We start from the raw sequence: 22,911 nt of genomic DNA, 5'->3' as shown, positions 1-22,911 counted from the left end.
GATGCATACAATTCATAACATAGCGTTTGAAGTTGATGTAAATCATAATGACGGACTTGTTTCGTGGGAACAATATTATGTTGATTTTTTTCAAAATAGATTGTTGCCACGTGTGGAAAGTATTTGCGATAATTGGGACAAAAAATACCCAAACACAAAATGTGCAATTGATTCCATTGATATAAATGTTGAGGTTGATGATTTGAATTTAGAAACCTTACAGAAAGAAATCATTCATCAAATAAGTCAGCAATTAATTAACATTCAGTCGGATGGAACTTCTAGTGATGGAAAAATTATCGCAAGAATTACACCAGAAGCGTCTCCGTTTGATGCGCTATTAAGATATCTTTCTGATGGAATATTAGAAGCGTACATTCCTGTAAAATCATTCAAAGAATGGTTGAATACGTCTGAATTTACAAGTACTGAAAAAACAAAGCTCAAAACGTTATTTATACAATCATCGGATGCTATTGAACGTATGTTATCGCTGCTGCGGAATGATCATACAGCGTTTTCAGCACTTATAGAAACCAAACAGCAATTTACAACGCAACACATAACGCTAGAAACTACTTTCTTTAAACAATTTATCAAAGCAATATTCGAAGGTTTTCAGCTGTACTATGATAATTCCGTAGCGAGTATTTGGCACAAAACACTTGGCGTAAGTAGTTCCATAACACAATTTTCAAAAACGTTTCTGCAACTATTACAACCAAAAGTACAATCGGAAGGAAAACGGATTACAAAAAGTAATGAACGCTACATTTCAATTGCACTTTTACAGGCAATTGTACAACATGAAGCAGGAAAAAATATAACTATTAGTGTCTCAAAAATTGGAACTGTCGTAAACGAAACTTCTAAAAATCAGCGAGACACCACAAAAGATGTGTTGACTCAGAAAAAAGATTCACAACAATCAACGAAAGATTTAATAGATGCAACGTCTGACAATCAATTAGTTGATGAAATTGAGGATGAAGCTGAAATTGAAAACCTTCAAACAGAAAAAGATAAAACAGAGAAGCATCAAACCAACGAAAAAGTTTCTGATACTATTAAAAAAGAAAGTGAAAAAGCAATTACTGAAAATAGAAATGTACACGAAAAAACTGCTGCTGATTTAGAAAATACAACGGCGAATGATACAGAGTCATTTCTCGCGAAAGCGAAAACACCAAAAACACTAAAAGACGTTGCGTTAACCACGGAGAAATCAGGCTTAATTCTGTTACATCCTTTCTTAACAACCTTTTTAAAAGGCGCTGATTTAGTCACAGAAAATAATGAAATCAAAGACATTGACAAAGCGTGTATGTTATTGCACTATTTGGCAACAGAAAATGAAGAAGTTACAGATGTAGAATTGACCTTAGAAAAAATAATGCTCGGAATTCCGTTGGAAACAATTATTGACTATCAAACGCCTTTGACAACCGAAGACAAAGCACTTTGTGACGAATTGTTGAACGCCGTTTTAACGCATTGGGTTGTATTGAAAAAAAGCACCATAAACACCTTGCGCGATATGTTTATAAAGCGTGACGGATATATTACGATTACAGAAGAAAGCATAAAGCTAAAAATAGAACACATGGCGCAAGACATTTTGCTAGAGAAAGTTCCGTGGAATATTAGCTTATTCCGTTTAAAATGGATGGAGAAAATGGTACACATCGAATGGTAAATTAAAAAATTAGATTAACATAGATATTGCATGAATACAGCGCGCGCTCAAAAAAAAAGAACAGATGCATCGAAAGGAAATTCCTCTCGGTCAAATCTATTTATTGCGCCAAAAAAAGCTAAAAAAAAGGGTAAAAAAGCTACCGACGATAAAAAAGCGGAGTTATTTGTAGTTCCAAAAACGGAAAGCAATGCGGCACCTAGCAAAACCAAAGAAGTTAAAAATTCTAAAGGAAAAAAATCTTCAGGTGCAGCTATTCAAGTGAAAAAACCAGCAACAAATAGTGCCGTTGCAACACCAAAAAATACAAATGCTGCTGCAGCAAAAGGAACAGACGCTAAAAAAGCGGCTTCCAAAGAAGGTGCAGTACCAAAAGGTAAAGAAGCGGAAAAGAAAGAATATATAGTTATAAAAACGCCTTCGACGCCAGAAAGTGACAAAGCGTTTCAAGACACGCTAAAACATGTAAAAGGCGCAAAAGAGGAACAAGAAGTACATCCAAAATCAGATGTAAAAGCGCAAGAAGTAAAAGCTGCGGCTATTTTGCCAGTAGAAGAGCAGCAACAAGTTAATAACAGAACATCGCATTACGCAAGTATTGAAGCGACTTCCAAAGAAGCTAAGAAAAAGAAATTTACGGCGGCGAGTTTTAAAGAATCACTCAAAAAGGAATTAGATACGTTAGAATCTAACTTGCCAACAACTGAAGAAGGCGCGGAAGATTTTAAGAAAGATAAGCCGCTTGATGCAGTTAAAACGAATGTAAATAGCAATGTTACGGAGGAAAAAGACAAGGTTGCCGGTCCGTTAGCAACAGATGCAAAAGATCCAAATCCTCCAAAAAGTGAAGTAAAATCTACCGTGCCAAAAGGCATTATTGCTGATAAACCAGGAAAGGCTCCAAAGCCAATCAACAATAAATCGGCAACGCCAAAACCAAAGCATAAGACTGAAATTTCCATGGAAAAAGAGAGTGATTCTCTTGATGATTTAATGGAAGAAAACCAAATTTCCGATTCGCAATTATCCAATTCGAACGAGCCAAAATTCACAGAAGCACTCGATTCTAAAACCAAAGCTAAAGAAGAAGCGAAAAAAGCGCCACAACGATATCGAAATAAGGAGAATTTGGCGCTTGGCGAAGCTAAAACGCAAGCAGGAACTCAAGGTCAGGAGAAGTTAGGCGGAATGTTTGCATCACGAACAGATAACTTCACCAATGTTTTAAGCGCGCAAAACTCTAACGAAAGTGAAGACAAGCTTGAACAAAAAAGGATCAACAAAGAATTTAAAAGAATTTATGACAAAACCAAAGAAGCGGTTGGCGTACGTTTAGATAAAATATCTACAGATGTTGATGCTTATTTTGAAGAAGGTGGACAAGTAGAACGCGCTAAAAAATCTTTTGAATCACGCGTAGAGAAAAAACTAAGTGATATTTATGGTTGGACAACTATTGACGATAGTATTGCAAGTTTCTTTACGGGTAGTGATGTAAATGCTGGAGCGATTGAAGGCGTATTCCAAACGGAAAAAAAGAATTTCATTGACAAGCTTGATAAAATATTTGATAAAATCGCAGCTTTAATTGCAAAAGGTCTGAATGAATCAATGACATTGATTGATAACGGTAGGACGGAAATGAATACCTTCAACAGTACTTTAAGTACAAAACAACAAGAACTTGCCGCGGATTCATTAGAATCGTTCAATGATAAATACACAGACTTAGAAGAAACGGTTGCTTCCAAAGAACAAGAATTGGCGCAAGATTTAGCAAAACAATACAAAGAAAATGTAGACAGTTTACGCGCAACTTTTGACGAAATCAAAGAACGCGTAAGTTCCTCTTGGTTAGAAGCGGCGTTTAATTTCTTAAAGGGAATCATTGAAACTATTCTGAAAATAAAAGACTTACTATTTACGCTCATTGCAGCGTTGATAGATGCTATAAAAGCAATTATTACAGATCCGATAGGTTTCTTGAAAAACCTTTTCTTGGGAATCAAACTTGGGTTTGAATACTTCTTTGCCAACATAAAAACACACTTAATCACAGGATTGATAGAATGGCTCACAGGTTCATTAGGCGGCGTTGGAATTACAATTCCTGACAATTTATTCAGCCTCAAGGGAATATTTAACCTCGTCATGCAAATTCTAGGATTAACGTGGGATTACTTCAGAAGCAAAGCCGTAAAACTATTGGGCGAACCCGTGGTGGAAGGCATGGAAAAAGCGGTGGAAATATTCTCCATTGTCAAAGAAAAAGGAGTAGATGGACTTTGGGAACATATCAAAGAGCAGTTTAGTGACTTAAAAGAAGTAGTCATGGATGCCATTCGCGATATGGTAATTACCAAAGTTGTAGAAGCTGGAATTAAGTGGATTATGGGCTTACTGAGTCCGGCAGGCGCATTTGTAAAAGCTGCGATGTTAATCATTGATGTTGTTCGTTTCTTCGTAGAACGCGCCGCACAAATATTTGAACTCGTAACCGCATTCATTGATGGAGTGAGAGCGTTGGCTTCTGGTGGAATAGAAACCTTAGCAAAATCTATTGAAAAAGCATTAGCTAAAACATTACCAATACTAATTGGTTTCTTAGCGGCATTAGTTGGAATTACAGGCTTAACGGCAAAAGTGCAGAAAATCATCAAGCGAATTCGTAAGCGTATTGACAAAGCCATTAATAAGGTGATTAAAAAAGCTAGAAAGGCTTTTAAAGGTTTGGTTAAGAAAGGGAAAGCTAAGGTGAAAGGTGCTGTTGGGAAAGTTCTCAAATGGTGGGGTTGGAAAAAAGGATTTACCAATAAAGATGGCGAAAAGCATACATTAAGTGTTGAGAAAAAAGGGAAAAAAGGAAAACTGATTATAAGATCACAACCCACTGAAGTACAAGTATATTTAGCAGATTTGAAGACGGAAATAGAAGCACTTCCTAAAGATCAAAAAACTCCAAGGATGAAAAAATGGAAGCATGCTAATAAAATGTATAAAACTGTGAAGCCATTTTTAGTAACACCACCAGTTTCTGAAGATAAAAAGGAAAAATTTGTAAAAGCGCTCGCTAAAATGGGAGATGCATTTGCGCAATTGCAAGGAGGAATCAGTAATAAAGATATCCCAAAAGCTGTTTGGAGTCCAGCAAGAGGAAATACTGCAAGTGTAAAACCAAGTGTAGTTAAAGTAGATATGCTTTCTAAAAAGCATGCTGTTGGTGGGTCAGATCCGCAGGATAAAAAGGCAACATCAGGAACCATAGGTTGGGCAAAAATCTATAATAGCGGACTTACAAAAGCTAGTGATAAATGGGTTCAAATGCATTTAGTAAATGAAAAATTAGGAGGAGAAGGATATCCTTATAATTTGGTTCCTGGAAGAAACACTACCAATTCTGGAACAATGAGATCATTTGAAAGTTTTGCTAAAAAATTAGTTTTAGAAAATAAAAATAGCGTGATATGGTGGGAAACGAGAGTAAGTTATCATGGAGGTGCAAGTAAAGATTATCCGAGCCGTATAGACCAAAAAGTAGGGTTGTATATTTTTGAAGGAAATAAGAAATGGAAAAAAGATGTAAAGCATAGGTTACAAAATATTTCTGTAATGAATAAGCCTGATTTTTCTAAGAAGCCTATACCAAGCCTTAGCTCACCTTCACATACATTATTTTCTATAATAACATACAAAGGTAAATCATATAAAGGCATATTTAGTCAAACCGTAATGAAGCGAATTAAAAGTGAGATAGCTACGACGGGAAAAGGATATAGTACACTTAAAGAGTTTGAAACTAGAATGTTAAGTTTTGTTCCGAAAAACCTTAAATCAACACGTGGAATAAACAATTGGCAAGATAATTTAAAAAACAACATCATTCCTGCGATAAAAGTTCTGCATAAAGGCAGAAAAATAAAGATAAGATAACAATAAAATTATTCTTAAATTACAATCAACATTAAATTCAAAAAATTGATATGTTTGAAAATACCTATGCACTCTTCAATTCATTGCGAGATCGAATTGAACCTAAAATAAAAAAATCTGAAAACTGTATATTGGGTTTTTTCACGAAACTAAGTGAAGCCAAAATAAAAAAGTTTCAAGATTCATTGGATATTAAACTTTCAACTGATATCAAAAAACTGTATAGAACTTGTAATGGTTTGATAATTGATTGGAAAATGCACTCTGACACTTCAAACAGAATAATAATAGGAAAATCGGAAGTATATGAACTTGGACAACTTCTTAGCGATTCTTCATATTTTTTTTCAGGAAGAAAAGAGGTCAGACAAAAAATTTGGAAAGCAGAAAATTTCAATGATGATTTTTATGTGTTAGATCATTGTGAGGATGGAAATTATACTGTTTTTAAAATAGAAAATGATAAGGCAATTTTATTTTGGTACAATGCCTACGGGCAATTGAAAAAAATGTCTTTAACACTTCCCGAATATATTGATCAAAACATCAAGTTTAATGCTATTCAATTATGGCAGGAATATTTTTTAGAAGATATCACTGAAAGCCCAGTGCGGAAGATTCCAGATACTATAGCAAGTGATTTAAAAATCATTGACTCGGAATTTAATACAGAAGTATTTGAGCAATTTAATAACAGCTTAATCGATTCAAATTTTAATAAATATCAAGCAAAAAAGGACAGAATAGATTATTTTGAAATTATAAGTGAGCAATTGAAAAGTTTCAAAAAAGATGAAACTTTTAAAAAAGTTAAATTCAAAATAAATCCCGGTGTGAGTGTTGCAAGTTTGAGAAGGTTTCACGCATCAACAGGAATAGAATTGCCTTTAGAGTTATTAGCATTTTACTATCAAGTAAATGGTTTTTCATTAAGATGGACAACAATTCAACAAGAAAAAACAGTAAATGGGTCTATTCAAATTCTATCATTAGAAGAAATGATGGGTGGAAGACAATTAAAAAAGTGGAGTAATGAAGTATATAAGGGACAATTTTGGGATACAGATGTGGATAATTTTAAATCTGTAAAAAGGTTTGAGAATATTGAGTCTACAGGAAATGATGTTGTGTTGAGTATTGATGAGGATGGTTACAAACTTCTTTTATTTGATGATGGTGATTTTAAGGAATTGAATATTTCAATTAATGAATATATTACCAAAGTATTATCTGTAAAAGGAATTAATGAATGGCACTATCATTTACTTGATGAAAAAGATAAGAGTAGTATGAAAATTATCTCAAGAGAAATTATTGATAAGACTTTTCCAAATAATTCATTATAATTAAAAAACCTACAAAAAACCAAAATCCCCAAACATAGGTAAAAAAACCACAAAACTATTTTTGTATATTTAAGAAAACAAAAATAAAAACGTATTCGCATGGAAACTGACCAAGAAAATCAAGAAAAAAAATCGCAGTCTAGGCTTGTGAAATTAGGAAACGTTGTATACGAATTCTTTGCTTCGTTCAATAAATTTCGTCGTGCTTCATTTTTGAGTATCATTATTTTAGCAATTATCTTTTTGCTAGTAAAAGCACTCGATCAGGCGTATACACTACTAGTTGATATGGTAGAAAGCGCGCCAGGTTCATTAATACTATGTTATATTATTATTTCTGTGTTTGCGTTGGTTATTTCGCACTATCCAATTTATATATATTATGCCAAAGACATCAACGATAGTAAAGATGAAAACTATTGGTATGCACACGTGTGGTTAGGAATCTATAAAATATTTACCTTTAGTAAAAAACCTGAGAAAGAAGTAATTAAAAGACAAAAAACGGAGGAAATTAACGAATCTGGAACTTCAAAATTAATAGGAAGCAAAAGAAAAAAAGAATACAAACCAGATTATTTTGCGAAATTCTTTCGATACAGCTTGGGCTTGTGCATCTTTTCCATTTGGACATATTACATTTTCAAAACCTATGAACCAAAACTCTTATTTGCTTTCGGTGACATCAATATCATTTTGTGGAGCAATCTATTCTTCTACATAATTCCTTTTTTGGTTATCATATATATGCTCATAAAAAAGAATAAAGTTGAAAAGGCAAACAAAAAATACAGAGAAACACATGACAAAGATTCGCCTGCTTACGAAAAATTTTATACCAACGGAATCGTATTCTTCTATATAATTACATTACTTTCCATCGTAGTATTGCTTATCACAGCATTTAGTGGAAATTTCAATACAGCGTCTTATTTCTTATTACAATCGCTTACACTATTCTTATCATTGACGTATATATATTTTCGCTTATTTCGTTCAAAACTATATGATTATGCCTCCATACCAGTATTAAAACGAATTGAAGTAAATTTCAACTATGTGGTATTTTTCTTCATTGTGGCAGTATTAATTTTTGGTTTAATTTTGTATAGCAACATTGCCGTTGCGTACGATTTACCACTTGTAAATGCAATGGTAATTCTACTCGGATACATATACATTATCTATTACGGATTGGCATGTGTACTAAAATATCTATTTGTAATACAAGCAATCAAAAGACAATACAGTGCTTACAAATGTGGAGAAATAGAAGAACAACCATACAGAGATGCATCTGGTTTAAAAGAAAGTAAATTTGCACGGATAATTCCATTAACTGCTCAAGGACAATTTGTAGCAACAGGACAAAAGAAAACGACTTTTTATTTAGTTGCAATAATAGCAATTATTATATGTTCCATGATTTGGAGAGAAAGTACTGTACATGAGTTAGATACGCGAGTTCCACACATGGATAACGATGTTTTACACATGCGTACGTATTTAGATTCTTTAGAAAAAAGAATACAAAACGACAAACCACTCATTTTTGTGGCTTCTCATGGTGGCGCGGTAAAAGCAAACATTTGGACGATGAAATTGCTAAATCATCTTCAAAAAGAAACAAAAGGAGAATTCTTAGATCAAACCGCTTCATTTTCAGGTGCTTCTGGTGGAATGATGGGACTTTCAATGTATGCTGTATTATCGGGACAATTCCCTAAAAATTCGATTAATCGTTTTGAAAATATTGATGGAAGAATAAATACTGTTGCCAGAAAAAATTATGCTTCCATGGATATTTCATATACATTAGGTTGGGATTTTATCCGAAAAGCAATTCTGCTCAAACAAATGAGTCAACATAAAGACAGAGCGTATTATTCAATGGTAGCGTATCAAAATTTGTTGGAAGATAAAAATGGTAGAACACTTATAGATGAATCATTTCAAGGATATTGGAAAAAGAATATTTTTGATAAAAATGAGTATTTCCCAGCGTTGTTGGTAAATACGTCTAAAACCAATGGAAGAAGAGGCGTTTTTAGTTCCGTTCGTTACGATCAAACGGAAAGAGATTTGTTCTTAAATGCAGATAATTTAGCGCAATTAGAACCTATTTTTCCAGAAAATGGAGATGAAAAACGATCTGTAGTTTCATTTTATCAAGCGGTTTCGTGTACCAATCGGTTTCCAGGATTCAGTCCTGCGGCAAAAATAAAAGGTTACGGACATTTTATTGACGCTGGCGCGATTGATAACAGCGGATTGCTGACAAGTTTGGATTGGTACGATTTTCTCAAAAACAGCAAGGATTTCATCATACAACCGGAAACCAATGTCATATTCGTGGAAATCATCAATGGGAAATCAAATTACATCAAATACTTACTAGAAAAATTTAAAGATACTACTCAAATAGATTTTATAACATTTGATGAAAAAGAACAAGGAAATCTATCCGCAGTTATCAGCGCAGGCGCAAATTTGGACAAAAATCCAGATTACTTTAGTGATTTAATCAAGCGACTTGAAAAACGTGGAAGAAAACCAGAGAGTGAACTAAAAGATTCTTTAGCTTCTGCAATCAATTCAAAAAAATATCGCGTAAAACACGTGCCAATTTATCTACCAAGAGTTATTACTATTACTGATGTAGAAGTATTTGTTGGAGGAGAAATAGAAGGATTTATTAATGATGATCCAAATGGTATTAAGGTAAGAGACAGTCTTGTAAACTTTCTAAAAGTTGAAAATAAACAAATTTTTTCAATGACAGAAGACGCAAACAACAAACACCATTGGAAAACGTATGAGCCTACATTGGCTAGACATTTGAGCAAAAGCACCTTGAATTATTACGACAGTATTCTTAAAAATAGCAAATTCATTAAAAATGATGTTGAATTTCTAAATAAGCAACTCAAAAATAATAACTAGAAAAGGGGAAAAACACCCTTAGAAAAAGTGTTTAAACGGTTTCATAAAATAGGAAATCTTCTTTTCTTTATATGTTCTATGCGGACACGTAAAAAGTGTTTCTAAGCAAATAAATAAAATTTATCAAAAGACATGACTGTTGAAATTATAGACTACATTAAAGAAGCCGTGAAATTTAGACTTATCAAAGCTTCTGAAAGCGATGAAGAAATCAACTTTCCTGTATTTGACTTTGCTAAAGACGATACTGAATTTTCAAAATTTGTTACACAAAACAATTTTCAAATCTTTGAAATACTCATTCTATTGCTCTCCATATTACCACATGTAGCGCCAGGTTTTTTAACTAGTATTCTATCCGAATATTTCCCAGATGGAAGTGAATTTCCAGAATTTGGAGGCGTAAAAGGAACACATTACCGCGGAATTATTCCAACAGGAGAAACGGCACTTTTTATTGTTGCTGGTGATAATTTTTTGGCAAGAAATCATATTGTAAAAGCATTCGACGAAAGTCATACATTTTATCAAAAATCTATTTTAACATTAGGAAATACGCCTTTGGGCGAACCAAAAATTAGCGGAACACTTTTGCTCGATCCTGAATACATAGAATTATTTGTATATGGTTCCATATCAAAACCAAAACTCAGTCAAGATTTTCCTGCAGAACTGCTTGAAACGAAAATGGAATGGGACGATTTGGTATTACAAGAAAAAACACTCAACGAAGTCAACAATGTCATCGTTTGGATGGATCATAATGATACATTACTGAACGAGTTTGAAATGAAAGACAAAATCAAGCCAGGTTACAAAGTAATGTTCTTTGGCTCGCCAGGCGTTGGAAAAACACTGACTGCTAGCTTGATGGGAAAACACACTGGAAAAGAAGTGTACCGAATAGATTTGTCGTTAGTGATTTCTAAATACATTGGAGAAACGGAGAAAAACTTGTCGCAACTCTTCAACAAAGCCAAAAACAAAAATTGGATTCTTTTCTTTGATGAAGCAGATGCTATTTTCGGAAAACGTACGGGCGTTCGCGATGCGCATGACAAATATGCCAATCAAGAAGTATCATTCTTACTACAACGAATTGAATTGCATGATGGTTTAGTCATTCTCGCATCAAATTATCGCAGTAATATTGACAAAGCATTCACACGAAGATTTCAATCTATCATACAATTTGAAAGTCCAGGCATTCCAGAGCGTCTCAAACTTTGGGAAAAATACATTCCAGAAGCATTTGTATCTGACGAACTCGATTTGGCAACTATTGCAGACGATTATGAAGTTACAGGCGCAAACATTGTAAATATAGTGCAATACGCATGTTTACAAGTATTGGCAGATGGCGGAACGGAATTGACCAATGAAATCTTAATCAACGCTATTCAGCGCGAATTTATAAAAGAAGGGAAGATGGTTTAAAATAATCGTGTATGACGTTACATTTTAACATACAGTTTAATTATAATTTTAGTTAATTTTAATAAATTGTGAAAAAAAATAAGCGATGCACAAAAGTTACATTTTCATAGCAATATCTTTTATTCTTTGTCAATTCTCTTATGGTCAAATCAATTTTCAAGAACGAATTTTGCTAACTGTGAGCGGCGGTTTTTCTTTGACAGATACGCCAAGAGTTAAAACTACTGACATTGATAATGATGGAGACAAAGATATTATTTGTATTCATGAAAATTCGGGTGTTAGTAACTCAAAGATGACTATTCTTGAAAACACAGATGGCTTAGGAAACTATACGCCGATTTCTTTCTCTAATAATGGTCCTAGCGATTTTGTATTAGCAGATTTTAACAATGATACATATGTCGATATTATAAGTACGTATATCTTTATTAATTTTTTGAATGTCATCAGAAATGATGGTACAGGAAACTTCAATTCACAAATTATTAGTAACGACGCTTTTCTTGAAACATACTCTATTGGTGCAGCAGATTTTGACAACGATACTGATATGGACATTGTAATTGTTTCTTTGCGTGATGGTGAACGAGAAATTACTTGGTATAAAAATGTAGATGGAACTGGAACAATAGATCCAACTACAGGAACAATCATTCAGGCACATTCTGATACGTATTTTCCATTGGAACTTTTGGTAGCAGATTTAGATGGCGATACCGATATGGATATTCTAAGTATTAACGGTGATGCTTTACAATTAGGTTGGTATAAAAACTTGGATGGGCTTGGTAATTTTGGAGCTCGAATATCAATTGATGTAACACCAATGGAAGATTTTATAGGACTTCATGTAGCTGATATTGATGGAGATATGGATTTGGATGTATTTGCAACCACAGGAAATGGTGACCAAGTAGTTATGTATAAAAATACAGATGGACTCGGAACATTTGGAGCACGGCAAATTGTTTCAGCAGCTGCGGACGGTCCAATTTCCGTTTTTACAGCGGACATAGACGGAGATAATGATTTAGATGTAATTTCAGCTTCTATTTCAGATACTACAATTGCTTGGTATGAAAATACAGATGGACAAGGAACATTTGGAGCGCAACAAGTTATAACAAATACCATAAATGATGTGTCAACTATATATGCAGATGATATTGATGGAGATGGCGATATGGATATTTTAGCTGCATCATTTGAAGAAGATGCTTTGATACTCTATGAAAACTTGCGAATTTTAAATGTTGAAGAAAATCGAATTAACAAAATAGTTATCTATCCAAATCCTACAAAAAGTACACTTTTTATAAAAGAAATGCAGCATGTAAAATCCATTTCTATATATGATTTACAAGGAAAACTATTAAAAACAATTGTACAAGAAGTTCCAGTTTCTCAAGCAGAAATTGATCTAAATAATCTTTCAAAAGGAATTTACTTTTTAAAAATTCAAACTGATAAAGGAATTCAAACAGAAAAAATTATAAAGCAGTAAATCTCAGTATTTATATGTAATTCTGAAGAGTCTTAGAAAGCGTCATTCTGAACCATGTGCTGAACTTGATTCAGTATCTATTCAGAATCTCATTATATTGATTATTAATGATTATGGAAAACCGAATCAAGTTCGGTTTGACGAAAATTCAACTTTTTAGACAACCTCTTTTTATACTATTGCTTAATGACTTTAGAAACAAAATAATTGTTAGTTCCGTATAAAACTTTCACAATATAGATTCCTTTAGCAGCATTAATTTCTAATGGTAATAGTTGCATTTGTGAAAAACGTTTTTTTGAAATCAACCTACCATTTGTATCAAAAATCTGAACTTTTATTTCTTCATAATTATCTTTTAAATCAATCCAAAAATTACCAGTAGTTGGATTTGGATAGATAGCATAATTGATAGTTTTTGAATCAACATGTTCCGTAATTCCAAGGATTCTTGTTTGACCAATTTCTTTTATTTCACAAAGATTTAAAACTCTATTGTAAATGTTGATATTATTCAATGATCCTGTAAAATTTTGAACTCCAAGATTGCTCTTTCCTAAGTATAACTTATTGTTAGCAGTTCCGTTTCCGATGACTAAATTTTCAGAAATGCTTCCGTCCAGAACACCATCAACATACATAAATGTAGTAGTTCCGTCATTTTGAATTACAATATGATGCCACATTCCGTCGGTAATCACATTTGTACTTTCATAAGAACCAGTTGAAGAACTGTCAAAAAAACCAATAAATTTTCCTGAATTGGCTTGTATATAAGCTCCAAATCCCATGTGAGCGCCTTGCAAGCAAATTTGCAAATCAGCAGTAATTGTATTCGATTTTACCCAAAGCGAAATTGCACATTGCGTAAAAGATGAATTATCAAAATTTGATATCGAAGAAACTTGAGAAGTTCCATCAAATATAATAGCAGTATCATTTACACCAAAAGATTCATAAGGCAGAGCAGCAGTGGATTGTAAATCATTAGTATTGACATCATCTAGTAGATTATTCTCAAATAAGAAAGACGCAACAGGTGAAGTATAATTATCATATAATATTTCAATATCGCACAGCGTTAACATTCTATTATAAATTCGGACATCATTCAAAGATCCTGCAAAATTTTGAACTCCAAGATTGCTCTTTCCTAAATATAATTTATTGTTAGCAGCTCCGTTTCCGACTACTAAATTTTCAGAAGTGCTTCCGTCTAAAACACCATCAACATACATAAATGTGGTAGTTCCGTCATTTTGAATTACAATATGATGCCACATTCCGTCGGTAATCACATTTGTACTTTCATAAGAACCAGTTGAAGAACTGTCAAAAAAACCAATAAATTTTCCTGAATAAGCTTGTATATAAGCTCCAAATCCCATGTGAGCGCCTTGCAAGCAAATTTGCAAATCAGCAGTAACTGTACTTGATTTTATCCATAATGAAACTGCTGTTGCAGTAAATGACGAATTATTAAAATTTGATATCGAAGAAACCTGAGAAGCACCATCAAAAGAAATCGCCGAATCATTTGTAGCTACTAAATTATATGAAACGCTTCCGTCAGTTGTATTCAAATCATGATTATTCAGTGTATCATCTACTAAATTAGTATCAAATTTATAATGCGCTTGAAGACCATCTGTGATGTTTTGACCTATGACTACATATTGTATTGTAATGCTAAGAATAAAAAGAAGAATGTTTTTTTGTTTCATAAGCTATTGTAAAAAGATGAATTTAAAATGATGGTATAAATTTACTGAAACTAACGTGAATTACATAGAGAATCTATTTACGGTTTATGAAAACAGGGTAATTTTATTCATAAAAGGTATCTATTATTTTTAATAGCATGAGGTTTTTAACTATTTAATTTTCAATAGAATAAAACTAATTTCTAAAAGAAAAATGGTGTTATTCACAATAAACCTTCACAATACTACAAATCATTTTCTTTCTTCATCAACGTTGTTCCAGAAAGCAAATCGTGCAATCCATATTCCTTTCCAAAAAGATATGTAAACATATCCAACGGGAATATTCGCAATAGCGAACGCATACAAATTCTTATAAAACTAGCTTTCGAACCATCTGTATGTACAACTTTTGTATTTGTCAGCATTTTCCCAATTGTTTGTCCAGTTGTAGCTTCTAAAATCAAATAATAGAAAAATAGGATCAAGTATAAAAAAGACCTTTCTGAGCTACCAAACAATGCTGAAGCAATCATTAAAATGACAGAAATAATTAAAATGATTGTGATGTCAATCAAAAAATTTGCTAATCGTACGGACTTGTCAATTCCTTTCATGTGCTAAAAATGAAAAATAATAAGGAATTACACAAATATATTACATCCGAAAAAATATAATTTCATTGATAAATAAGTAAAAAATCTTCACAAATAGGAAAAATGGTTCGAACTATTTCTTTTCCTTGAATTTTCATCATAAATGCTTTCATCTCAACAATAATAAGAGATTGAAGTTTTTTTTCATGAAGTATTCTTAATAGTAATAACGAATCTCACATAAATAGGTGAGTTGAAAATCACATATACGGGTGTTTTCTAGCATGTAGCGTTGTCATAGTTTTGGAGTGTACAAAATAATGATCATTAACAGGCGGAATCTGAAAAGCCTTTACAGAGTAAGAACGAAAACTTTTAAATAATAAAATTATGTCAACAATTACTACAGTAAAAAGTAACGAAGTATACGAAGGATTCGATGTGCAATCTGTTAGAAAATGCACACCTAGCGTATTAGGATTTAGAGTTTGTGCTGAATTAACTGCCGATGGCGATGGATCAGTACAAATAAGAATAACTGCTGAAACTCCTTTCGGAAACTTTTCAAAAACATTTTCATTCAATGCAGATGTAGATTTTGAATTTAATCCAATACCAAGAGTATCGATCAAAATTTCTATTAGAAACTTTAAAGTAACCGATCAAACAATCAGTTTTAACTTGAAATTACAAGGTTGCATTGACTTACCATTTGTTGGTAAAAAATGTGTAGAAAAGAGCTTTGATATCAAATTACCAATGCCAGGTTTAGCAGCTAAAAGTATGGATGAATTATCATCTGGAGATTTAGCTTTATTAATGTTAGCGGCACAGGAAGAAAACTGTCAGTGTAACTAAAAATCAATTGGTACTTATGGTGTAATCCGAAAAGCCATCAAATAGAGTAGGAGAAATTTTAAAAAATAGAATTATGTCAACATTCAATTTAAAAACTGCTTTTACAAATGAGCAGTTGCGAAACATATACATTGCAGGAATTAACGTAATCGTAGCAAAACCAACTGGTGGAGGAAATCCAAACGTAGCTTGGCAAGTATATAAACCTTTACAAGGAAATACCATCACATGGAAAGAAGAATACGGAATTTATGCATCTACCAGTGATGTTGTAAATGGTGCAAGACTGAGTCAATTATCGAGTGTACCAGTTGGAGCCATACAAAATAAATTATATACACTAGAGCCTGATGGTTCTACATCTGGACCAGCAAGTGGCGGAAAACCAAATTCATATGCATTAGAAAATAAATACTCTAACAAGGATTATATGACTGTTGGTTTATTTCAAGATGCAAATGTTAATGGAACGGACATTGCAGGAAACGCAATTTCGGCGGTTCCAACATTACTAGCGCATACAGCAGTAATGACGCCTTATACAACAGTTTATATATGGTTGGAAAGTAATGTAGTCAGTAATACGGTAGTTACAAATGTAACTTCTCCAATGACCGCATTAAAATTTGGTGGCGGAGTTGATACTATTTCTGTTGCATATGATTCTGAAACAGGGAAATTTATTCCAACAGGTGACAATGCAGAACTAATCACACATATAGAACCATGTTTATAGGTCAGTTTAGTGTGTTACGGGGCAATCTTCGGATTGTCCTGTAATTTTAATTATATAAATAAAACAGTATTTACATATATACATAGAAGTAAATTTCATAATTTAAGAACATACATAACTACCTAAAAAAGTAATCATGGAAAAAACAAAAACACAAGAAAGACTTGAAACACTAACAACACTAAACTCCCATATTATACATTTTGATACTAATATTGCTCGAAACAAAGGAGAAGAAGCTAATATATTGCATATTTATACGACCACTTGGTTAGAAATTCCAAATGTGAAATTTAAAAAATTCAATTTAAGTAATTTTAGTTTCTCAGAACCTGGATCTGAAATAGGATTTTTAGTTTTAAACTTAATTTTTGAATCTAAAGAAAATCTAATGACTGAAAATATAGAGACTATAGAACGGTATCCAATCAATAAATTTTTAAAAATTACTAAAGATAATTATCCAGATTTTAAATTTAATGCGAGCACATTTGATATTCTTGTCATTAATACCTCCATAGTTAGCAATGAAATACCGATAGATGATCCAACAGGAACAAAACGTACCGTAATTACGTATGAAGATACCGATATTATAGACGAAACAATTCTTTAATTTGGAATGAAATACACTGTAAATCATAAAATCATACACATACTAAGTAGTATGATACTAGTTGTTATATGTTTTGTTGGTTGTAAGCAAGAAAAAGCTTCCATACCAACAAAACATGTACAACATATTGATAGTTTAAATACGAATGCTTTTAAATTTTTAAGAAAAAGAGCTTGGGAAAATTGCTATGTACTTGCCAAAACTGCCGATTCTTTAGCAACAATACATAACTATAAAAAAGGAAGTGCCAGAAGCCTTAGAATTCAAGCGCATTATTGGAATAGTAAAAAACAACTAGACAGTGCATTGCACGTATTGCAAAAATCGGAAAAGCTAGAAGAAACTGCTCAAAACTACAAAGGATTACTTGCTGTGTACAATACAAAAGCATTGCTATTCAAAAAAAATGAATTCTATGAAGAAGCGTTGGCGAACTATAAAAAAGGATTGGCGCTTACAGATAGTAGCATTACGCATAAACAACAAATTAGTACACATGTAAATATTGCAAATGTATATACTACGACTGGTATTTACGATTCCGCTATCTATCATTACCAAAAATCATTGCTATTAAACAATCAAGAAACCACTAATAGGCAAACAATTGCAGCGTATTCAAATCTTGGAAATGTATACAGTCTGTCAAACAATTACAAACTTGCGGAATTCTATTATACAAAAGCATTAAACCATTACAAAGAGAAAGAAAATAGTTCTCAAACTGCCAAAATGTATAACAATTTGGGCGCATTATTCTACGAAAAAGGTGATGATTCACTTTCGTTGGAATATTTCAAAAAAAGCATTCAGCTCAAAGAAAAAATTTCAGATTCATCTCAATTAGTAAGAGGTTATTTGAATATTGCCGAATTATACGCAAAAAAAAATACGGCACTTGCGTTGAATTATCTGCAAAAAGCAACACGTTTAGAACAGCATAAAAAAGAAACTTCAATCAAAGCAAAAATTCATATTGCACGTGCAAATATCTATCAATATAAAAATCAATTGGTAAAAGCGAAATCTGAATTACAAAAAGCAATTGTACTTTCTGAAGGTGACGAAAAACTAACGTTAAAGCGTTATATAGCCAAAAAACAAAGCGAATTTGCGCAAAGCGAAGGAAACTATCAAAAAGCGTATGAATATCAATTGCAATATGAAGTATTAAATGATTCCGTATTCAATGAACAAAAGCTTTGGGAAATTGCTGCATTGCAAAAATCGTATCAATCAGAAGTAAAAAAAGTAGAAATTTCATTGCTAGAAAAAGAGCGTGCATTAGCCGAAGAAGTAGCTTTTAGAAAGCAAGAAGAAAACAAAAAATTATATGGGTATTTAATTGCTTTCGCGATTATCCTCAGTTTGGTCATCATCATTTCGGTGTATTTTTACAAACTAAAAAAAGCAGCGAATCAATTAGCAAATCAACAAGAAATCTTACTCAAACAAAAAATGCAAAACCTTGTCAACGATCAGGAAATACAAATTATAAACGCTACATTATCCGCTAAGGAAAAGGAAAAAGAGGAAATCTCTAAAGAATTGCATAACAATATAGGAAGCTTGCTCACTTCCGTGAAATTTCACTTTCAGGCATTTGATAAAAATGTAATTGAAACTCATGAAGGCACAAAAAAACTCTATGAAAAAACGAATCAAATACTAGATAATGTAACCGATGAAGTGCGCGCTATTTCGCATCGATTTGACAAAGATCCAATTCCAGAATTCAACCTGGAAAATGCAATCACAAACTTTTCCAAAAAAGTAGAAAACCGAAACTTAAAAGTATACACAACCATTCATGGTTTGGAAACGTTTCAGAATTCGCAAACGAGTATCTTTATCTTTCGAATATTACAAGAATTGGTCAATAACGTATTAAAACATGCACAAGCGAGCGAATTGAGCATCAATATTACACGCAATTCCAATCACATAAATATGATGGTAGAAGATAATGGAAAAGGATTTAAAGTTGAAAAAAAACGCTACGGAATTGGCTTAAAAAATCTAAAAAAAGAACTCAAAATACTAGATGGTTCTTGCCATATTGATTCCAATGAATTGCGTGGAACTATTGTAAACATTGACATTCCAATACACTAAACTATGAAATTACTAATTTGCGACGATCACAGTCTTGTTTCTGAAGGTATTGAATTAATGCTTCAAAACAGTTCGGAAACATTTGAAATACACATTGTAACTTCAGGAAAAGAAGCGCTTCAATTTCTACAAGCACAATCGGTAGATGTCTTAATTCTAGACATTTCCATGCCAGAAATGGATGGATTAGAAGTGTTAGATGCGCTAAAAGCAAAAGAACTTGTCGTACACGTATTAATGCTCACGATGCACAACCAAATTGAATACATCAAAAAAGCAATGAGCAAAGGCGCAAAAGGCTACATTTTAAAAAATACAAGCAAAGAAATGCTCATTGAAGCCATTCACAAAGTTGGCAAAGGCGAATCTTTTGTAGATTCAAGATTAACCACCATTTTACTTGATGATTTAACAGACGTTCCAACAACAGAAAAATCTAAAAACGTTAAACTCACGCCACGTGAAATAGACGTTCTAAAACTCATCGCACAAAACAAAAAGACCAAAGAAATCGCAGCATTGTTGTTCATTTCTGTAAATACGGTACAATCGCACAAAAAAAATCTATACAGCAAACTCAACATTCATTCCGTTTCGGAGTTAGTGAATTATGCGTTTTTGAATGGTTTTGTGGAGATTTAGTCTAAAAAACCCAACGCTCACAAACAAAAAGCAACGCTTACAAAAACCAACTAGGAAACCACTTTATAAAAGCATAGATTTATGAAAAACTACGCTAAAAATGCTCAAAAAAGTATATGGAAGTGCCGTATTTGGTATTGAAGCCACAACAATTACTGTAGAAGTAAATATTGCAAAAGGAATTGGATATCACTTAGTCGGTTTGCCCGATAATGCAATTAAAGAAAGCAACTATCGCATTGCGGCAGCGTTGCAAAACAATGAGTACAAAATTCCGGGGAAGAAACTAACCATTAACATGGCGCCAGCAGATTTGCGCAAAGAAGGAAGTTCGTACGATTTAACATTAGCAATAGGAATCTTAGCCGCTTCCGACCAAATAAAATCTGAAAACCTTGAAAAATATGTCATTATGGGCGAATTATCCTTAGACGGAAGTTTGCAACCAATTCGTGGCGTATTACCAATTGCCATCAAAGCAAGAGAAGAAGGTTTCAAAGGATTCATCTTACCAAAACAAAACGCCAAAGAAGCCGCAGTTGTCAATAACTTGGAAGTCTATGGTGTAGAAAACATCAAACAAGTCATAAATTTCTTTGACAAAGGCGAACCGTTAGAGCAAACAATAATAGACACGCGCGCAGAATTCTTAAACAATCTTGCGTTTCCAGAATTTGATTTCTCCGATGTAAAAGGGCAAGAAAGTATCAAACGTTGTATGGAAATTGCCGCGGCTGGCGGACACAACGTCATTCTCATTGGTCCTCCAGGTTCAGGAAAAACGATGTTGGCAAAACGATTGCCGTCAATTTTACCGCCATTAACACTTCAAGAAGCCTTAGAAACAACTAAAATTCATTCTGTAGTTGGGAATACAAAACACAAATCAGGACTTATTTCTGAGCGACCTTTTCGAAATCCACATCATACAATTTCAGACGTTGCTTTAGTTGGCGGCGGAAGTTATCCGCAACCTGGAGAAATCTCTTTAGCGCATAACGGTGTATTATTCTTAGATGAATTACCTGAATTCAAACGAAGTGTCTTAGAAGTTATGCGACAACCGTTGGAAGACAGAGAAGTAACGATTTCCAGGGCGCGATTTACCATCACCTATCCAAGTAGTTTCATGTTGGTGGCAAGTATGAATCCGAGTCCAAGCGGTTTTTTCAACGATCCAAACTCGCCTATGGGCGCTTCGGCAATGGAAATGCATCGCTACATGGGAAAAATTTCAGGACCTTTATTAGATCGAATTGATATTCATATTGAAGTCACACCAGTTCCTTTTGAAAAACTTTCGGAAGAACGAAAAGGTGAAACTAGTGAAACCATTCGAAAACGTGTTATCAAAGCGCGTGAAGTTCAAATTGAACGGTTTAAGGATTCTGAAATATTACATAGCAATGCGCAAATGAATACGAAGCAAATCCGTAAGCATTGCAAACTTGATAAAGAAGCGCTAAACCTTCTCAAAAATGCCATGGAGCGTTTAGGTTTATCTGCAAGAGCGTATGACCGAATTTTAAAAGTTGCACGAACCATTGCTGATTTAGGAAATGAGCCAAATATTTTACCAGATCATATTGCAGAAGCTATTCAATACAGAAGTTTGGATAGAGAAGGTTGGTTGGGATGAGATATTTTGTGATTATAAATCGAGTGGATTTGTAAAAAAAAGCTGCAGCATAAGTCTCTTAACTTTTGTCCAAAATTTTGTTGCAAATCCACTTTATTGAATAGCCTGAGACCATGAGTTTGATTTTAATTATAATTTATTTACAAAGGTTTTGTTAGTTGATTTTTACTATTAAATCAAAACGTTAAATGAGAAAACCTAATTCTTACAAAATACGATAGCTCCACAAGTTGAATGTGAATCTACGAGCGAGAGAAAAGCATCACCAGAATTTATGGTGTTATCTTCATAGAAGTTTTTAAGGTTTATAAGTATATCTCCGGCTAGTGTATGACCAAACCTTCCAATATTATCGTAAAATCCTTTGTCTGCCTTACAACCAGTCATTTTAACAAACAATTTATTAGTAGGTAGAGAATAATTACTAGTAAATACTTTTTTGATATTTGCAGTGGTTAACATATTCTCTTTAAGAATAGCCCGACTGATACGATGAATGGTTTTAAACTTTTCCATTGAATATTCATGTTTGTGAGCTTCTGAATTCATCGCCCATAAAGATGGTAAATTTTCATTGATCAAACTGCAAATATCAAAGTCACCATTCCCTGGCTTACTTAGAATACAACTTACTGCTCCATCGCTGAAAATTGATGTATCGCGCTCCACTTTTCGCTTTTCGTCTTCTCCAGTTATCATATCAGAACAAACTAAAAGGACATTGTTCGCCATTCCTGAGGCAATCATGCTTACGCCTACTTGTAAGCCAGTGATTATATTAGCACAATCAGAAAGAGAAATGCCGATTGGTAATGCTTTGTTTAAACCAGCTTTCAACAGAAGTTTATTTACATCAATGATATTAATACTGTAACCTCGTGTAGCATTTTCAGAAACATATAAAACTACATCAATTGCATCTTTTTTGACAGAAGTGGCGTTTAGCGTTTTTTCGATTGCATTAAAGCAAAGGTCAATATTTGATATTTCAGATGCTGCAAAGTAATTTGAACCCGCTTTTTTATAGATATTTAATTTATCCTGATCATTTTTTAAAAAATCTAATGTATCAATGGGTTGACTTTTCCCTAAATCATATTCAATTGCAGAAAGAGAAGCGATTTTCTTCATTTCATTTGTTTTTTTA

Annotated in this window: 15 protein-coding genes; 12 read left to right on the top strand and 3 right to left on the bottom strand. The window is 33.1% G+C overall.

What is annotated here, in order from left to right; all coding sequences use genetic code 11:
• Position 1 precedes the first annotated feature (1 nt).
• The 6 genes from IMCC3317_RS04025 (at position 2) to IMCC3317_RS04000 (ending at position 12,859) form a co-directional block, all read left to right on the top strand.
• A complete protein-coding gene (locus IMCC3317_RS04025) occupies positions 2–1,696 on the top strand; it encodes a contractile injection system tape measure protein (protein WP_160128223.1) in 1,695 nt (564 codons plus the stop codon).
• A 30-nt stretch (positions 1,697–1,726) separates the two neighbouring features.
• Positions 1,727–5,626 carry a phage tail protein gene (locus IMCC3317_RS04020; protein ID WP_160128222.1) on the top strand — a complete coding sequence of 1,300 codons (3,900 nt, stop codon included), beginning with the start codon at positions 1,727–1,729 and terminating at the stop codon, positions 5,624–5,626.
• A gap of 50 nt (positions 5,627–5,676) precedes the next feature.
• Positions 5,677–6,972: an SMI1/KNR4 family protein gene (locus IMCC3317_RS04015; RefSeq protein ID WP_228054947.1), complete on the top strand. Its 1,296-nt coding sequence runs from the start codon at positions 5,677–5,679 to the stop codon at positions 6,970–6,972.
• 99 nt (positions 6,973–7,071) lie between these two features.
• Positions 7,072–9,915: an MFS transporter gene (locus tag IMCC3317_RS04010; RefSeq protein WP_160128220.1), complete on the top strand. Its 2,844-nt coding sequence runs from the start codon at positions 7,072–7,074 to the stop codon at positions 9,913–9,915.
• Positions 9,916–10,047: 132 nt separating this feature from the next.
• Positions 10,048–11,352 (top strand): ATP-binding protein, encoded by a 1,305-nt coding sequence (locus tag IMCC3317_RS04005; RefSeq protein WP_160128219.1) that lies wholly within the window; start codon positions 10,048–10,050, stop codon positions 11,350–11,352.
• 85 nt (positions 11,353–11,437) lie between these two features.
• Positions 11,438–12,859, top strand: a complete 1,422-nt coding sequence (locus IMCC3317_RS04000; protein WP_160128218.1) for a T9SS type A sorting domain-containing protein — start codon at positions 11,438–11,440, stop codon at positions 12,857–12,859.
• A 176-nt stretch (positions 12,860–13,035) separates the two neighbouring features.
• Here the strand turns inward: IMCC3317_RS04000 and IMCC3317_RS03995 are convergent, their stop codons facing one another.
• Both IMCC3317_RS03995 and IMCC3317_RS03990 read right to left on the bottom strand, forming a co-directional pair.
• The gene (locus IMCC3317_RS03995; protein WP_160128217.1) at positions 13,036–14,583 is read right to left on the bottom strand and encodes a LamG-like jellyroll fold domain-containing protein; all 1,548 of its coding nucleotides are present in this window, start codon (positions 14,581–14,583) and stop codon (positions 13,036–13,038) included.
• A 224-nt stretch (positions 14,584–14,807) separates the two neighbouring features.
• Positions 14,808–15,179: an RDD family protein gene (locus IMCC3317_RS03990; protein WP_160128216.1), complete on the bottom strand. Its 372-nt coding sequence runs from the start codon at positions 15,177–15,179 to the stop codon at positions 14,808–14,810.
• Between the two features lie 369 nt (positions 15,180–15,548).
• Here IMCC3317_RS03990 and IMCC3317_RS03985 point away from each other — a divergent pair, with 369 nt between their 5' ends.
• The 6 genes from IMCC3317_RS03985 (at position 15,549) to IMCC3317_RS03960 (ending at position 21,764) form a co-directional block, all read left to right on the top strand.
• Positions 15,549–16,016, top strand: a complete 468-nt coding sequence (locus IMCC3317_RS03985; protein WP_160128215.1) for a hypothetical protein — start codon at positions 15,549–15,551, stop codon at positions 16,014–16,016.
• A gap of 73 nt (positions 16,017–16,089) precedes the next feature.
• On the top strand, positions 16,090–16,752 hold the full coding sequence (locus IMCC3317_RS03980; protein WP_160128214.1) for a hypothetical protein: 663 nt from the start codon (positions 16,090–16,092) through the stop codon (positions 16,750–16,752).
• A gap of 136 nt (positions 16,753–16,888) precedes the next feature.
• Complete coding sequence (locus IMCC3317_RS03975; RefSeq protein WP_160128213.1) at positions 16,889–17,368, top strand: hypothetical protein; 480 nt, start codon at positions 16,889–16,891, stop codon at positions 17,366–17,368.
• Positions 17,369–17,374: 6 nt separating this feature from the next.
• Positions 17,375–19,483: a tetratricopeptide repeat-containing sensor histidine kinase gene (locus IMCC3317_RS03970; protein WP_160128212.1), complete on the top strand. Its 2,109-nt coding sequence runs from the start codon at positions 17,375–17,377 to the stop codon at positions 19,481–19,483.
• A 3-nt stretch (positions 19,484–19,486) separates the two neighbouring features.
• Positions 19,487–20,125, top strand: a complete 639-nt coding sequence (locus IMCC3317_RS03965) for a response regulator (RefSeq protein WP_160128211.1) — start codon at positions 19,487–19,489, stop codon at positions 20,123–20,125.
• A gap of 100 nt (positions 20,126–20,225) precedes the next feature.
• On the top strand, positions 20,226–21,764 hold the full coding sequence (locus IMCC3317_RS03960; RefSeq protein WP_160128210.1) for a YifB family Mg chelatase-like AAA ATPase: 1,539 nt from the start codon (positions 20,226–20,228) through the stop codon (positions 21,762–21,764).
• A gap of 198 nt (positions 21,765–21,962) precedes the next feature.
• On the opposite strand, the gene IMCC3317_RS03955 is transcribed toward IMCC3317_RS03960, so the two are convergent.
• On the bottom strand, positions 21,963–22,895 hold the full coding sequence (locus tag IMCC3317_RS03955) for a hypothetical protein (protein ID WP_160128209.1): 933 nt from the start codon (positions 22,893–22,895) through the stop codon (positions 21,963–21,965).
• Positions 22,896–22,911 lie beyond the last annotated feature (16 nt).

Origin of the sequence: Kordia antarctica (genome assembly GCF_009901525.1) — a bacterium.
Taxonomy (GTDB): domain Bacteria; phylum Bacteroidota; class Bacteroidia; order Flavobacteriales; family Flavobacteriaceae; genus Kordia; species Kordia antarctica.
The sequence above is the reverse complement of the archived record's forward strand: the minus strand, read 5'-3'. Positions and strand labels throughout refer to the sequence as shown.

Coding starts and splice junctions, on each gene's coding strand:
- IMCC3317_RS04015 (WP_228054947.1), top strand. CDS start 5,677: ATGTTTGAAAATACCTATGCACTCTTCAATTCATTGCGAGATCGAATT.
- IMCC3317_RS04025 (WP_160128223.1), top strand. CDS start 2: ATGCATACAATTCATAACATAGCGTTTGAAGTTGATGTAAATCATAAT.
- IMCC3317_RS03960 (WP_160128210.1), top strand. CDS start 20,226: ATGCTCAAAAAAGTATATGGAAGTGCCGTATTTGGTATTGAAGCCACA.
- IMCC3317_RS03965 (WP_160128211.1), top strand. CDS start 19,487: ATGAAATTACTAATTTGCGACGATCACAGTCTTGTTTCTGAAGGTATT.
- IMCC3317_RS04005 (WP_160128219.1), top strand. CDS start 10,048: ATGACTGTTGAAATTATAGACTACATTAAAGAAGCCGTGAAATTTAGA.
- IMCC3317_RS03975 (WP_160128213.1), top strand. CDS start 16,889: ATGGAAAAAACAAAAACACAAGAAAGACTTGAAACACTAACAACACTA.
- IMCC3317_RS04000 (WP_160128218.1), top strand. CDS start 11,438: ATGCACAAAAGTTACATTTTCATAGCAATATCTTTTATTCTTTGTCAA.
- IMCC3317_RS03955 (WP_160128209.1), bottom strand. CDS start 22,895: ATGAAGAAAATCGCTTCTCTTTCTGCAATTGAATATGATTTAGGGAAA.
- IMCC3317_RS03970 (WP_160128212.1), top strand. CDS start 17,375: ATGAAATACACTGTAAATCATAAAATCATACACATACTAAGTAGTATG.
- IMCC3317_RS03990 (WP_160128216.1), bottom strand. CDS start 15,179: ATGAAAGGAATTGACAAGTCCGTACGATTAGCAAATTTTTTGATTGAC.
- IMCC3317_RS03995 (WP_160128217.1), bottom strand. CDS start 14,583: ATGAAACAAAAAAACATTCTTCTTTTTATTCTTAGCATTACAATACAA.
- IMCC3317_RS04020 (WP_160128222.1), top strand. CDS start 1,727: ATGAATACAGCGCGCGCTCAAAAAAAAAGAACAGATGCATCGAAAGGA.
- IMCC3317_RS04010 (WP_160128220.1), top strand. CDS start 7,072: ATGGAAACTGACCAAGAAAATCAAGAAAAAAAATCGCAGTCTAGGCTT.
- IMCC3317_RS03985 (WP_160128215.1), top strand. CDS start 15,549: ATGTCAACAATTACTACAGTAAAAAGTAACGAAGTATACGAAGGATTC.
- IMCC3317_RS03980 (WP_160128214.1), top strand. CDS start 16,090: ATGTCAACATTCAATTTAAAAACTGCTTTTACAAATGAGCAGTTGCGA.